Raw genomic sequence first — 14,369 nt, forward strand, 5'->3', positions numbered from 1 at the left:
GGGGGGCCGCGTGGGGGGGCAACCCGCCCCGGGGGCCACAACGCGGCGCCCCGGGGGGGGGGGGGGGGGGGGGCCCCCCCCCGCGCCCCCCCCCCCAGCACTGGCCCGCGTAAAGCTTCATGCGGTCGAGGATAGCGTCGATGCCCGGCGGCGTGGTCGGTTTTCGGCGCTCCCGGTCCTCCCGGCCCTCTCGGTCCTCTCAGTCCTCGACGACCAGCGCGGGGGTGTCCTTGCGCAGCGTCTCGCCACGGAAGAACTCCGGCCGGGCCAGCCCGTAGCAGGTCATCAGGACGGCGCCGAGCAGCAGGATGCCGACGCCGATGACGAACACCGAGCCGATGCCGAAGACGGCGCCGCTGCCGTAGTCCGGGCTCCAGGCGTCGGTGAGGGTCTGCAGGAAGACCCCGCTCAGCAGCACGCCGCCGAGCAGCGGGGCGATGCCCTTGAGGAACAGGTCGCGGGGGCCGGTGCGCAGCGAGCGGCGGAAGTACCAGACGCAGGCGAACGCGGTCAGCGCGTAGTAGAAGCAGATCATCAGGCCGAGCGCCAGGATGGTGTCCTGGACGACGTTCTCGCTGATCAGGCTCATGCCGACGTAGAAGACGGCGGTGGCGATGCCGGCCGCGACGGTGGCGTACCCGGGGGTGCGGAAGCGCGGGTGGACGGCGCCGAAACGCGGCGGCACGGCGCGGTAGGCGCTCATCGCGAGCAGGGTGCGGGCCACCGGGATGAAGGTGGTCTGGAGGCTGGCGGCGGCGCTGGCGACGACGGCCAGGAAGAGCAGGACGCTCCACGGCGAGCCGAGGACCGGGCGGGCGAGCGCGGCGAAGACGTTGTCGGAGGTCTCCGGGTTGCTGAGGCCGGAGCCGGTGGAGCCGACGCCCGCGAACATCTGGGCGGAGATCGCGACCAGCAGGTACGAGCCGACCAGGGTGACCATGGAGACCATCGCGGCGCGGCCGGGGGTCTTGGCGCTGCCGAGGGTCTCCTCGTTCATGGTGAGGCAGGTGTCCCAGCCCCAGTACATGAAGATCGACAGCGACAGGCCGGCGGTGAAGGCGCTGAAGGAGCTGACCTGGAGCGGGTTGAGCCAGGAGAACGAGAAGCCGATCGAGTCGGGCAGGTCGCCGGCGGCGGCCTTGCCGATGGCGATGGCCGAGAAGAGCACCAGCACGGCGAGTTGGAGGCCGACCAGGCTGTACTGGAACCACTTGGTGGCGGTCATCCCCCGGTAGCTCATCGCGGTGGCGCCGGCGATCAGCAGGACGACGGTGAGCAGGTGGACGGCCTGGTTCTGGTCGAGTTCGGCGACCCAGCTCCTGCCGGTCATCTCGCCGAGCATCAGGTAGAGGAAGTCGGTCGCGACCCCGGCCAGGTTGGACAGCACGATGATGGTCGCGACGGTCAGGCCCCAGCCGGCCATCCAGCCGACCCGGGGGCCGAAGGCCTTGACCGTCCAGGTGAAGGACGTGCCGCAGTCCGGGAAGTCCTTGTTCAGCTCCTTGTAGGCGAACGCGACGAGCAGCATCGGCAGGAAGCCGGCCAGGAACACGGCGGGCATCTGGACGCCGACCGCCGTGACGGTCGGCCCGAGTGTCGCGGTCAGGCAGTAGACCGGGGCGACCGTGGAGACGCCCAGGACCACACTGCCCAGCAGGCCCACCGAGTTGCCCCGTAGACCCTTGTCCCCCGCTCCCCCAGCTGTCCCCTGGTCGGGGACTCCACCACTGATGCCACTGACCGGGGCACCCTGCGGAGCGTCGGGCGCCATTGCCCGGCCGCTGCTTCCGTGCTCTGAGAGCTGCTGATCAAACACCAGCGCACCCTAGGCGCGAGCATGGAAGGTTGAGTAGACCAACCCTTGGTGATCTAAACCACTTGCTTCGATTCGTTCTCGGCGAAGGCCATCAAGGTGCAGCATTAACGGCGCGTTAAGCGGTGTACCTTGGTTTCAAAGGATCAGGGTCAAGAGAATTTCTCCCTTATGTCAAGGTTTGAGATGGTTCGCCCTCGGCCCGGACGGGCCACTACGCCCCCCTCGGACGCTTCAGATAGGTTTGCCTCACCTAACCTCGATTCGAAGGAGCGTCGCGTGGCCCCCCACCTCGACGACCTGGTCCTCGTCCCCCGCGCCCCCTCCCGCCGCAGGTTCCTCTCCGTCGGGATCGCCGGTGGGGCGGCCCTCGGCCTCGGCGGACTGCTCACCGCCTGCGGCAGCTCCGGCGGCTCGGGCGGCAACGGCGGCTCCGGCGGCGCGACCCCCGGCACCGGCGGCGCATCGCCCGACCAGAAGTCGGTCAAGCAGGGCGGCGACGACTACGCCACCGTGATCGAGAAGATGAAGGGCTTCGGCACCGACGCCGCCCCCGGCGTCTACCCGCGCACCGTCAAGCACGCCATGGGCGAGACCGTCATCCCCGCCAAGCCCACCCGGGTCGTGGTGCTGGACACCGGCGAACTCGACAACGTCGTCGCACTCGGCATCCAGCCGGTCGGCATCGTCTACACCGACGGCTCCAAGTCCCTGCCGTCCTACCTCAAGGACAAGGCCGGCAACCCGGCCAACGTCGGCACCATCAACAGCCTCAACCTGGAGGCCATCGCCGCGCTCAAGCCCGACCTGATCCTCGGCAGCCAGCTGCGCGCCCAGGACCAGTACGCGCAGCTGTCCAAGATCGCGCCGACCGTCTTCTCGCTGCGCCCCGGCTACCCCTGGAAGCAGAACTTCCAGCTCAACGCCAGCCCGTTCGGCCTGGAGGCCGAGGCCAAGACCCAGCTCGACGCGTACCAGGCGGCCGCCACCGCGATCGGCGCCAAGCTCGGCGACAAGCGGCCCACCATCACGCCGCTGCGCTTCATGCCCGGCCGGACCCGGCTGTACGCCGAGCTGTCCTTCATCGGCACCATCCTCACCGACATCCCGCTGCCGCAGCCCAAGATCGAACAGGTCAAGGAACTCGCGGTGGAGGTCAGCCCGGAACAGATCGACAAGGCCGACGCCGACTGGATCTTCTACGGCGTGTACGGCAGCCCCAGCTCCACCAACCAGGACGCGGTGCTCGGCGGCGCGCTCTGGAAGACCCTCGGCGCGGTCAAGTCCGGTCAGGCCCGGCCGGTTTCGGACGAGACCTGGTTCCTCGGGCTCGGTGTCATGGCGGCCAACGCGGTGCTCGCCGACCTCAAGGGCTTCGTCGCGCCCGGCACTTGAGCCGACACGGGGTGTAGGGGCGGGCAGTGGTCTCGCGCACACCCCCGGAATTGATGCTTGGAGCTGGTCGCGCGGTGCGGGAGGATCATCCGGACCGTCCGCCGAAGGGCCCGTGCCGATGACCTCGCTCCACCCCGCCGCAACCGACCCGTCCCTGCCCGGCCCGCCCGGGGACAGCGCCGGATCCGCGCCCCCGCACGCCGCACGCTGCTCCATCGCGACGGCCGCCGAGACCGGCCCGGCCGGCACTCCGGGCGCCGCCCCGTCCGGCACCGCCGGCGGGCCGCGCCAGGCCGGCGGCTCACGCCACGACTCGGTGCCGCAGCCACGCGGACGGGAGGACGGCGCGGGGGACGGCGGACTCGCGGCGGCGAGGGGCGAGGCGGCTGCGGACGATCCGACCACCTCGCGGCTGCGGGCGGCGCTCGCCGACCGGCTGCGGGCCGCCCGCGCCCAAGGCCGCTCGGTCGCCGACCTGGCGGCCGCGTGCCGGCGATCGGCTACGGAAGTCCGGGCGCTGCTGGGCGAGAGCGCCGAGGACGAGGACGGCGAGGACGGCGAGGTCCATGAAGGCGGCGCGGGCGGCGCGGGTGTTGAGCACCGTGGAGACGTTCCGGGTGGCGGGGCCGAGGCCGTGGGCGGGCGGACCGGGGCCGGGGTCGGCAGGTTCGGCCGGCCGGCCGTCGCGCCCGAGGGCGACCGGGCCGTGCCCGTGCTGCGCGCGGCGCGCGAGGAACTCCGGGCCGCCGGCTCCCGGCGCCCCGCGCCCTCGCGCCGGCTGCGCCGGATGCACCCGCAGGCCGACGCGACCGGGCAGGGGGCGGCCGCACGGGAGACGGCCGCGACCGAACCGATCGGGACAGCACCTACGACACCCATGACCTCCGCCGCTCTCCCAGCCGAGGTCTGGGCGGCAGCCGCACCCGGTTCAGGTGAACTCATCGGAGGCACCGGGGCGGTGACGGCTCCGTCGGCCACCGCCCCCGAGGCGGCGCGGGCCGAGACACCGCTCGGCATCCTGATCGGCGGCAGCCCGAACCAGCCCGAGGCCGTCGGCCGCCCGGAGGAGCGGGCGCCGGTCCGGGTGACGGCGGAACCGGTCCGGATCGGCCGCGGCACCAGCCTGATCGTGCTGCCCTCCTGGCGCGCCGCCATCGCCGTCTCGGTGCCGACCGAGCAGCTGCTGTCCGCCACCGGGCTCGCCTTCGAGCAGTTGGCCGACGCGCAACTGACCGTGCTGATGAACCCCTGCGCGCTGCACGACCGGGAGCTGGACCTGCACGGTTGGGAATCCGGCCCGGGCGGGCGGGCGCGACGCGGCGGGCGCCCGTAGGGGCGTGCGTTCGTAGCAGCGTGTGGCCGTAGCAGCGCGCTTTTGGGGCCCGCCGGTGACGGTCAGGAGACGGCGGTCAGGGGATCGCGGTCGGCCGTGCGTCGGGGAGCGGTCAGCGGGTGGCCGTCAGCGGGTGGCCGGGGCGTTCGGGATGAAGCCGAGGTCGACGGGTACCGGGGGGCGCCCATCGACGGCCCAGCCCTCGCGGACGGCGGCCAGCAGCTCCGGCAGCCGGGGCGGCCAGAGCGCGTCGGCGTGCTCGTCCGCCAGGTCGGCCGGGGTCCACCAGCGCCAGTCGAGGATCCGGTCCTCGGCGTGCACCGCGCTGACGTCACCGACCGGGCCGCGGTGCGGTCCGCCCGTGAGGTAGATGTGCTCGTGCTGACGGACCGGGGTGCCGTGCCAGGTGAAGTCGTGTTCCCAGGTGCAGAGCAGCGGGCCCGGTTCGAGGTCACTCCAGCCCGTCTCCTCCCAGAGTTCGCGCCGGGCGCCGGTCCACGGGGTCTCGCCGGGTTCCAACCCGCCGCCCGGCATGGTCCAGTGGACGCCGACCTCGTCGTTGTCCGAACGGAGCAGGAAGACCGAGCCGTCCTCGTCCAGGACCACCGTGCGAGCCGCCTGCCGGGGGACACGTGTACGGAGTCTCAGCAGATTTCGCATCGGATCACTCTCCCAGCACCCGGCCGGGCCGTCGAGCGGGTTTGACGCGCCAAAAGCCGCCGACGCCGCCCCGCCCGGGCCTTACCCTGACGGCCATGCCCGTACCCGCGATCCTCTTCCCCGCCGACCCGCTCAACCCGCGTCGGCCCGACCCGCACTTCGCCTGGGAGGCCAGGCTGCTGCGGGAGTTGGGCGGCGAGCACCACCTGGTCGACCACGACGCGCTGCTCGCCGGGCACGCCGAGCAGGCGGTCCGGCGGGTGCCGCAGGACCGGGGTCCGCTCTGGTACCGGGGCTGGATGCTTCCGTCCGCCCGCTACACCGGCTTCGCCACCGCGCTCGCCGCGCGCGGCTGCGCCCTGCTGACCAGCCCCGCCGGCTATGCGACGGCACACGAACTGCCAGGCTGGTACGACGTGTTCGAGGGGGCGACTCCGCCCAGTACGTGGATCCCCACCGCCGCTTCCGCGGTGCCCGGGCCGGAAGAGCTGGCGGCCGCCGCGGCCCGGCTCGGCGGGAGCGGGCCGGCGATCGTCAAGGACTACGTGAAGTCGCGCAAGCACGAGTGGCACGAGGCCTGCTACATCCCCGAGTTGGCCGATCTGGCGAGCGTCGGGCGGGTGGTGGCGCGGTTCGTCGAGCTCCAGGGCGAGTTCCTGACCGGCGGGGTGGTGCTGCGGCGGTACGAGGAGTTCGAGCGGCCGGCCGACGGGCCGGGCGGCAGCTCGGGCGACGACTTCGGCGAAGGATCGGGGGAAGGATCGGGCGACGACTCGGGCGGAGGGTCGGATGTCCGTTCGGGCCGTGGGAGCCGGCGGGCCGTGGAGGCGCGAGTGTGGTGGCTGGACGGCGAACCCGTCCTGGTCGGGCCGCACCCCGACGCACCCCACCACGATGTCGAACCCGACCTCACCGACGTCCGCCCCCTGGTCCGGATGCTCGGCTGCCGCTTCGTCACCACCGACCTCGCCAGCCGGGCCGACGGCTCCGGCTGGCGCGTGGTCGAGGTCGGGGACGGACAGGTCAGCGACCTGCCGCACGGGATCGACGCCACCGGCCTGCTGGCCTCGCTGATCGCGGGCAGTCGGCTACCCCGCGGCGACGGCCTCGACCGCCGGATGGCCGTCCGCGATGAACGCCTGCCAGAGCCGGGCGTACGTGCCGCCCCGGGCGAGCAGTTCGGTGTGCGTGCCGTCCTCGACCACCCGGCCGTGGTCCAGCACGACGACCCGGTCGGCGCGCTCGGCGGTGGTCAGCCGGTGGGCGATGACCAGCGTGGTGCGGCCGCCACTGAGCCGGTCCGCGGCCTGGTTGACCACCGCCTCGGTGGCCAGGTCGAGCGCCGCGGTCGCCTCGTCGAGCAGCAGGACGTCCGGATCGACCAGTTCGGCCCGGGCCAGCGCGATCAACTGCCGCTGGCCGGCCGAGAGGTTGCGGCCGCGACCCGCGACCTCGTGGTCGTAGCCGCCGGACAGCCTGACGATCATGTCGTGCGCGCCGACCGCCCGGGCCGCCGCCTCCACCTCGGCCGGCGAGGCGTCGGGCCGGCCGTACGCGATCGCCTCGCGCACCGTGCCCGCGAACAGGTACGCCTCCTGCGGCACCACGCCCAGCCGGTGGCGGTACTGCGCCAGGTCGAAGCGGGTGAGGTCGACCCCGTCCACCCGCACGGTGCCCTCCGTCGCGTCGTAGAACCGGGCGACCAGCTTCACCAGCGTCGACTTGCCGGCGCCGGTCTCGCCCACCAGCGCCACCGTCTGCCCGGCCGGAATGTGCAGGTCCACACCGGTCAGCACGTTCGGGGCGCCGTCCGCACCGCCGTTGTAGGCGAAGCCGACACCCTCGAAGGAGATCTCGCCGCGCAGCCCCTCGGGCACCGGCACGGGGTCGGCCGCCTCGGCCGTGGCGGTCGGGGTGCGCAGCAGCTCCCGGATCCGGCCGAGGCCCACCGAAGCCTGCTGGTAGCCGTCGAACACCTGGGACAGCTGGTTGACCGGCGCGAAGAACAGATCGATGTACAGCAGGTACGCGACCAGCGCGCCGACCGTCAGCGTCCCGGCGTCGACCCGGGCCGCGCCCACGATCAGCACCAGCGCGGCGGCCACGCTGGAGAGGAACTGGACGAACGGGAAGTACAGCGAGATGTACAGCTGCGCGCGCACCCGGGCCTCGCGGTAGGCGACGCCCCGGGCGACGAAGCGGTCCGTGTTGGTGTCCAGGCGGCGGAAGGCCTGGACGATCCGCATGCCCGCCACGTTCTCCTGGAGATCGGCATTGACGGTGCTGATGAGGTCCCGGGACAGCTCGTACTGGTCCCTGGACTTCCGGCGGAACACCAGCGTCGCGATCACCAGCAGGGGCAGCACCGCGAAGACCACCAGGGCCAGGCCGGCGTCGATGATCAGCAGCGCGGCGAAGATCCCGCCGAAGGTCAGCAGGCTGACCACGGCCGTGACCACGCCGGTCTGCAGGAAGGACGTCAACGAGTCCAGGTCGGTGGTCATCCGGGTCATGATCCGGCCGGACAGCTCGCGCTCGTAGTAGTCCAGGCCGAGCCGGTTGAGGTGGGCGAAGATCTTGAGGCGGAGCATGTAGAGCACCCGCTCACCGGTACGGCCGCTGACCCGGTTCTCGGCGCTCTGCACCAACCAGTCCAGCAGCACCACCACCAGCGCGGCGAGCGCGGCCACGGCGACCCCCGACATCAGGGCCTTGCTGACGCCCTGGTCGATGCCGTGCCGGATCAGCACCGGCAGCACCAGGCCGGAAGCCGCGTCGAGCGCGACGAGCAGCAGGGCCAGGGCGAGCGGGACGCGGAAGGGGCGCAGCAGCCGGCGGAGGGTGAAGTCCGGGTCACCGGCCTCGGCCTCGGCGCGCGGGACCGCCGGGAAGTCGGCGGCCGGCGGGAGGGCCGCGACCCTGGCCAGCAGGTCGGGGTCGGCGGTGCGGGCCGCCTTGACCAGGGCGGGGGTGGGGAGGTCGGGGGCGGCGGGTTGCGAGGCGACGGGTTCCGGGGCCGGGGCCTGCGTGGGGGTCGGTTCGTCGACCTGCTCGGAGGTGGACCGCGCCTCGGTCTGCTCGGCGGTCTGCTCAGCGGTCCGCTGCTCGGGGGCCTGCTGCCCGGCTGGCTGCTCGGGGGTCTGCGGAGAGGTCTGCTCGACAGTCTGCGGGGCCTCGGACGACCGGGGTGTGCGGTCGGCCTCGGGGTCGGTGATCAGAGCCCGGTACTGGGGACATCGGGCGTCGAGTTCCTCGTGCGTGCCGATGTCCAGCAGCCTGCCGTGATCCAGGACGGCTATCCGGTCGGCGAGCTGCAGGGTCGAGCGGCGGTGGGCGATCAGCAGCGTGGTGCGGCCGGTCATCACCGAACGCAGCGCGTCGTGGATCTCCGCCTCGACCTGCGGGTCCACCGCCGAGGTGGCATCGTCCAGCAGCAGGATCCGGGGGTCGGTGAGGATCGCCCGGGCCAGCGCGATCCGCTGGCGCTGGCCTCCGGAGAGGGTCAGGCCCTGCTCGCCGACCTTGGTCTCGTAGCCGTCCGGCAGCGCGCGGACGAACTCGTCGGCCTGGGCGGCCCGCGCGGCCGCCACGACCTGCTCGTCCGTGGCGTCCGGACGACCGTAGGCGATGTTGGTGCGGACCGACTCGGAGAACAGGAAGCTCTCCTCGGGGACGATGCCGACCGCCGACCGGACCGAGTCCAGGGTGAGGTCGCGCAGGTCGTGGCCGTAGAGGCGGACGGCGCCGGCCGCCGGGTCGTAGAAGCGCGGCACCAGCTGCGCCACCGTCGACTTGCCGGAGCCGGAAGCCCCGACCAGGGCGAGGGTCTCGCCGGGGGCCAGCTTCAGGCTGAGGCCGTGCAGGACGGGGGCGGGGTGCTCGGGGTCGTAGCGGAACTCGACCTGGTCGAACTCCAGGGCGACATCGGAGGCTCGGGGGCCTGCGGTGGCACGGGTGTCTGCGGTGACGCGGGGGCCTGCGGTGCTGCCTTCACGGACGCCGGTGGCGGCGCCTTCGCGGGTGCCGTCCCCGGTGAGGTCCAGGGTGAGCGCGTCCGGGCGCTCCTGGACCAGCGGGCGCTCGTCGATCAGCTGGAGGACGCGCTCCACGCCGGCCCGGGCCTGCTGGCCGACCGTGATGACCATGGTGAGCATCCGCACCGGTCCGGTCATCTGCGCGACGTAGGTGGAGAAGGCCACGAAGGTCCCGAGCGACACCTGGCCGTCGACGGCCAGCCAGCCGCCGAAGGCCAGCACCGCGACCTGCGCGAGCGCCGGGACGGCCTGCATCGCCGGGTTGTAGCGGGCGTTGAGCCGGATCGACCGGAGCCGGGCCGCGAACAGGTTGCGGGAGGCCCGCTCCAGCTTGTCCAGCTCCTGCGCCTCCTGACCGAAGCCCTTGACCACCCGGACACCGCCGATCGCGCCGTCCACCACACCCGCGACGGCGGCCGCCTCCTGCTGGGCGGCCCAGGTGGCGGGGAAGAGTCGCTTCCGGCTGAGGACGGTGATCCACCACAGCGCGGGGGCCATCACCAGGGCTATCAGGGTGAGCGGCGGGGAGAGCCAGACCATCACGGCCAGCGACATGACGAACATCAGCAGGTAGCCGGTCATCATCGGCAGCATCGAGAGCAGGCCGTTGATCAGCTGGAGGTCGGAGGTCGCGCGCCCGACCACCTGGCCGGTGTCCAGCCGGTCCTGGCGGTGGCCGTCGAGCCGGCCGAGCGAGCGGAACAGGTCGCTGCGCATGTCGTGCTGGACGTCCAGGGCGAGCTGGCCGCCGTAGTAGCGGCGGACCTGGGTGCAACCGAAGACGACGACGGCGGCGAGCAGCAGCACCACCGCCCAGGGGACCAGCGAACGGGTGTGCGCGGTGATGACGTCGTCGATGATCAGCTTGGTGACCAGCGGCACCAGCGAGGTGACGGCCATGCCGACGAGCGAGGCGCCGAAGGCGAGCAGCACGCTGCGGCGGGAGCGCCAGCAGTAGCCGACCAGGCGGCGCAGCCAGCCGACGGCCTGCGGGTCGTTGCCGTCCGGCTGCGGGTGGGCGCCGTCCGGCTGCGGGCTCGCGCCGGGGGCCGGTGAGCCGCTCGGGGATTGCTCCGCCGTGGATCCGTGAGTCTCAGGCATATTTAGGGATGCTAACCATTTCATCGGGTGGCCGCCATGGCGTTTCCGGCCCGGATGGGGCCGGAGCGGGCCGGGGCGGCCCGGATCGTCCGGTCCGGCGGACTGGCCAACAGCCTGCGGCCTGCGGTGATTCCCGGCCGAACGAACGCACGGCCCGCCGACCCGCCCGCCTCCAGGGTCGCCCGCCTCCGGGGTCGCCTGCCTCCAGGGTCGCGGACGGGCCGCCGAAGGCCCAGCGGCCCGGGGCGGGCGGGCGCCGTCCTTTGGTCCTAGACCTCCGGCCTCAGGGTCGAACCGCCAACCCTCGGGCCTGGACTGCCGAGCGGGCCGTCCGGGTGCGCAGGACTCAGGCCTGCGCGGACACCGACTCGGCCGCCGCCGCGAAGGCGCCGTGGGCGAGGGCATGCAGCAGGACGGCCATGCCGTCGCGCTGGAGGCCGGAGCGCTCGTCCTGGGCGGGGCCCGGGCCGAGGCTGTGCGGGGTCGAGTTGATCAGGCCGAAGACCGCGTGGACGGCGGCCCTGGCCACCGGTTCGGCGGCGGGGCCCGTCAGCTGCGGATAGACCTGCCGGACCACGTCCACCCAGAGCTCGACATAGCCGCGCTGGAGCCGACGGACGGTGCGGCGGTCCTCCTCCTTGAGGTTCAGCAGCTCACGGTCGTGGAGGGTGATCAGGTCGCGGTCGTCGAGGGCGAAGTCGACGTGGCCGCCGATCAGCGCGTCCAGCGCGGCGGCCGGACCGTCGCCGCCCCCCGCCCGGCGCCGCCCCTCCTCCAGCAGGCGCTCACTGATGCCGATCAGCAGATCGGCGAGCATCGCGTCCTTTCCGGCGAAGTGGCGGTAGAGCCCGGGGCCGCTGATGCCGACGGCCTTGCCGATCTCGTCCACACCCACCCCGAGGAAACCCCGGGCCGCGAAGAGTCGCGCGGCCTCCCGACGGATCTGGTCGCGGCGTGGGAGCGCGGAGGCTGCGGGGGCGTTCGGCATGCTGCCCATCGTAGACAGTGGGGTTATCGGCCGTTAACCTGGGCGCGTAAGTTAACGTTAATTAACGTGGGGTCCATGGGCGCACCGCATCCGGCCGCCCGCCTGGTGCCGAGGGCAAGGGAGCTCTTGGGAATGGTCATCTCAACCGCCGGTGTACCCACCGGCGTCCATGGCAGCACAGCGGCCGGCACCACGGCGGCGCCAGGTGCCGTACCGCCGGGAGCCGCTGCTCCCGCGCCCCGGCTCGGCACCGCGGTCGACCCGGGCTCCACCGCCTACCGCGCCAACACCGAGGCACACCGGGCCCTGGTCGCCGAGCTGCGCGAGAAGCTCGACGCGGCGGCCCTCGGCGGCGGCGCCAGGGCCCGCGCCCGGCACACGGCGCGCGGCAAGCTGCTCCCCCGCGACCGGGTGGACGCCCTGCTCGACCCGGCCTCGCCCTTCCTGGAACTGGCCCCGCTGGCCGCCGACGGGATGTACGACGGGGCGGCGCCCGCGGCCGGGGTGATCGCGGGCATCGGCCGGGTCGCCGGGCGCGAGGTGGTGGTGGTCGCCAACGACGCCACCGTCAAGGGCGGCACCTACTACCCGATGACCGTGAAGAAGCACCTGCGCGCCCAGGAGGTCGCGCTGGAGAACCGGCTGCCCTGCGTCTACCTGGTGGACTCCGGCGGCGCCTTCCTCCCCATGCAGGACGAGGTCTTCCCGGACCGCGACCACTTCGGCCGGATCTTCTACAACCAGGCCAGGCTCTCCGCCGCGGGCATCCCGCAGATCGCCGCCGTGCTCGGTTCCTGCACGGCCGGCGGGGCGTACGTCCCGGCGATGAGCGACCAGGCCGTGATCGTCCGCAACCAGGGCACGATCTTCCTGGGCGGGCCACCGCTGGTGAAGGCCGCCACCGGAGAGGTGGTCACCGCCGAGGAACTGGGCGGCGGTGACCTGCACTCCCGCACCTCGGGGGTGACGGACCACCTGGCCGAGGACGACGCCCACGCCCTCTCCATCGTCCGCACGATCGTGGCCGGGCTCGGCCCGCGCTCGGCCAGGCCGTGGCCGCTCACCCCGGTCGAGCCGCCGGCCGTGGACCCGGCCGGCCTGTACGGGGCCGTCCCGGTCGACCCGCGCACGCCCTACGACGTGCGCGAGGTGATCGCCCGGCTGGTCGACGGCAGCCGGTTCGCCGAGTTCAAGGCCGAGTACGGCGCGACCCTGGTCACCGGCTTCGCCCGGATCCACGGCCACCCCGTCGGCATCGTCGCCAACAACGGCGTGCTGTTCTCCGAGTCGGCCCTCAAGGGCGCCCACTTCATCGAGTTGTGCGACCAGCGCGGCATCCCCCTCCTCTTCCTGCAGAACATCACCGGGTTCATGGTCGGCCGGCAGTACGAGGCGGGCGGCATCGCCAAGCACGGCGCCAAGATGGTCAACGCCGTCGCCAGCACCCGCGTCCCGAAGCTGACCGTGGTGATCGGCGGCTCGTACGGAGCCGGCAACTACTCCATGTGCGGCCGGGCTTACTCACCTCGCTTCCTGTGGATGTGGCCGGGCTCGAAGATCTCCGTGATGGGCGGCGAGCAGGCGGCGTCCGTCCTCGCCACCGTCCGCCGCGACCAGTTGGAGGCCCACGGCGAGCAGTGGCCGGCCGAGGCGGAGGAGGAGTTCAAGCGCCCCGTCCGCGAGCAGTACGAGCGCCAGGGCAACGCCTACTACGCCACCGCCCGCCTCTGGGATGACGGCGTGATCGACCCGATGGACACCCGCACCGTCGTCGGCCTCGCCCTCACCGCCTGCGCCAACGCCCCGCTCCCGCCGCCCGGCCCGTACGGGGTCTTCCGGATGTGACCCCGCCCCGGCGGGTGTGACCCGCCCCCTCCCACGCGACCTCTCCTCTCCTGTCGGTGTGACCCCGCTCCTGCGGGCGTGACTCCCGCGGCGCCGGCGCACCCGGGCCGGCGCCCTCCTCTCCACCGCCGCCACCCCGCCGCCACCTCCTTCGTACGGCTCCCCTCGACCCGGAGGAACGCCTCCCATGTTCGACACAGTTCTGGTCGCCAACCGCGGCGAGATCGCCCTCCGGGTGATCCGCACCCTGCGGCGGCTCGGCGTGCGCTCGGTCGCCGTGTTCAGCGACGCCGACGCCGACGCGCCGCACGTCCGCGAGGCCGACGTCGGCGTCCGGCTCGGCCCGGCCGACCGCAGCGACAGCTCGGCGGCCGAGACCTACCTGCGCACCGACCAGATCCTCGCCGCCGCCCGCCGCACCGGGGCCCAGGCCGTCCACCCCGGTTACGGCTTCCTCGCCGAGAACGCCGGCTTCGCCCGCGCCTGCGCCGACGCCGGCCTCGTCTTCATCGGGCCTCCTCCCGGTGCGGTCGAGCTGATGGGTGACAAGATCAACGCCAAGGAAGCCGTCCGAACCGCCGGCGTTCCGGTGGTCCCCGGCAGCCAGGCCACCGCGCCCACCGACGGGGATCTCCTCGCCGCCGCCGACGAGATCGGCTACCCCGTCCTGCTCAAGCCGTCCGCCGGAGGCGGTGGCAAGGGCATGCGCCTCGTGCGGGACCGCGCCGACCTGCCCACCGAGATCGCCGCCGCCCGCCGCGTCGCCCGGACCGCCTTCGGCGACGACACCCTGCTGCTGGAACGCTGGGTCGACCGGCCGCGCCACATCGAGGTGCAGGTGCTCGCCGACGCCCACGGCACCACCGTCCACCTCGGCGAGCGCGAATGCAGCCTCCAGCGCCGCCATCAGAAACTGATCGAAGAGGCTCCCTCCGTTCTGCTCAATGCCGAGACCCGCGCCGCGATGGGCGCCGCGGCCGTCCGCGCCGCGGAGTCCTGCGGCTACACCGGGGCCGGCACCGTGGAGTTCATCGTTCCCGGCATCGACCCGGACTCCCCCGCCACCGCCTCCACCGAGGGGGTGCGGGACTTCTTCTTCATGGAGATGAACACCCGCCTCCAGGTCGAACACCCCGTCACCGAACTCGCCGTCGCCGTCGGCGACGATTCAGCCCGACACGACCTGGTCGAGTTGCAGCT

General features: G+C 73.1%; 8 protein-coding genes and 1 pseudogene. 5 read left to right on the top strand and 4 right to left on the bottom strand.

The features are described 5' to 3' along the window. Positions 1–199: 199 nt before the first annotated feature. Entirely contained in the window at positions 200–1,771 is a 1,572-nt protein-coding gene (locus ACFV6I_RS25530; protein ID WP_380334935.1) for an APC family permease, read from the bottom strand. A 321-nt stretch (positions 1,772–2,092) separates the two neighbouring features. On the opposite strand from ACFV6I_RS25530, the gene ACFV6I_RS25535 reads away from it, so the two are divergent. Beyond that, a complete protein-coding gene (locus tag ACFV6I_RS25535; protein WP_380427818.1) occupies positions 2,093–3,208 on the top strand; it encodes an ABC transporter substrate-binding protein in 1,116 nt (371 codons plus the stop codon). Positions 3,209–3,326: 118 nt separating this feature from the next. Then, complete coding sequence (locus ACFV6I_RS25540; RefSeq protein ID WP_380427820.1) at positions 3,327–4,541, top strand: hypothetical protein; 1,215 nt, start codon at positions 3,327–3,329, stop codon at positions 4,539–4,541. 126 nt (positions 4,542–4,667) lie between these two features. Here ACFV6I_RS25540 and ACFV6I_RS25545 read toward each other — a convergent pair whose 3' ends face one another. Continuing rightward, a complete protein-coding gene (locus tag ACFV6I_RS25545) occupies positions 4,668–5,201 on the bottom strand; it encodes an NUDIX hydrolase (protein WP_063349308.1) in 534 nt (177 codons plus the stop codon). A 299-nt stretch (positions 5,202–5,500) separates the two neighbouring features. On the opposite strand from ACFV6I_RS25545, the pseudogene ACFV6I_RS25550 reads away from it, so the two are divergent. Further along, positions 5,501–6,259, top strand: a pseudogene (locus ACFV6I_RS25550) (ATP-grasp domain-containing protein); the annotation flags it as partial. A 30-nt stretch (positions 6,260–6,289) separates the two neighbouring features. Here ACFV6I_RS25550 and ACFV6I_RS25555 read toward each other — a convergent pair. Together ACFV6I_RS25555 and ACFV6I_RS25560 are read right to left on the bottom strand one after the other, a co-directional pair. Further along, positions 6,290–10,336: an ABC transporter transmembrane domain-containing protein gene (locus ACFV6I_RS25555; RefSeq protein ID WP_380427822.1), complete on the bottom strand. Its 4,047-nt coding sequence runs from the start codon at positions 10,334–10,336 to the stop codon at positions 6,290–6,292. A gap of 346 nt (positions 10,337–10,682) precedes the next feature. Further along, positions 10,683–11,324, bottom strand: coding sequence for a TetR/AcrR family transcriptional regulator (locus ACFV6I_RS25560; protein ID WP_380427824.1), 642 nt, complete (start codon positions 11,322–11,324; stop codon positions 10,683–10,685). A gap of 132 nt (positions 11,325–11,456) precedes the next feature. Here ACFV6I_RS25560 and ACFV6I_RS25565 point away from each other — a divergent pair, with 132 nt between their 5' ends. Further along, entirely contained in the window at positions 11,457–13,169 is a 1,713-nt protein-coding gene (locus tag ACFV6I_RS25565; RefSeq protein WP_063349305.1) for a carboxyl transferase domain-containing protein, read from the top strand. A gap of 187 nt (positions 13,170–13,356) precedes the next feature. Further along, positions 13,357–14,369, top strand: a 1,013-nt coding sequence (locus ACFV6I_RS25570; RefSeq protein ID WP_380427827.1) for a biotin carboxylase N-terminal domain-containing protein, incomplete at its 3' end; no start/stop codon positions are given.

Source organism: Kitasatospora sp. NPDC059803 (assembly GCF_042732255.1).
Taxonomy (GTDB): domain Bacteria; phylum Actinomycetota; class Actinomycetes; order Streptomycetales; family Streptomycetaceae; genus Kitasatospora.

What these genes read in the sequence shown, in the direction of transcription:
- ACFV6I_RS25540 (WP_380427820.1), top strand. Translation starts at nt 3,327, where the DNA reads ATGACCTCGCTCCACCCCGCCGCAACCGACCCGTCCCTGCCCGGCCCG.
- ACFV6I_RS25555 (WP_380427822.1), bottom strand. Translation starts at nt 10,336, where the DNA reads ATGCCTGAGACTCACGGATCCACGGCGGAGCAATCCCCGAGCGGCTCA.
- ACFV6I_RS25560 (WP_380427824.1), bottom strand. Translation starts at nt 11,324, where the DNA reads ATGCCGAACGCCCCCGCAGCCTCCGCGCTCCCACGCCGCGACCAGATC.
- ACFV6I_RS25530 (WP_380334935.1), bottom strand. Translation starts at nt 1,771, where the DNA reads ATGGCGCCCGACGCTCCGCAGGGTGCCCCGGTCAGTGGCATCAGTGGT.
- ACFV6I_RS25565 (WP_063349305.1), top strand. Translation starts at nt 11,457, where the DNA reads ATGGTCATCTCAACCGCCGGTGTACCCACCGGCGTCCATGGCAGCACA.
- ACFV6I_RS25545 (WP_063349308.1), bottom strand. Translation starts at nt 5,201, where the DNA reads ATGCGAAATCTGCTGAGACTCCGTACACGTGTCCCCCGGCAGGCGGCT.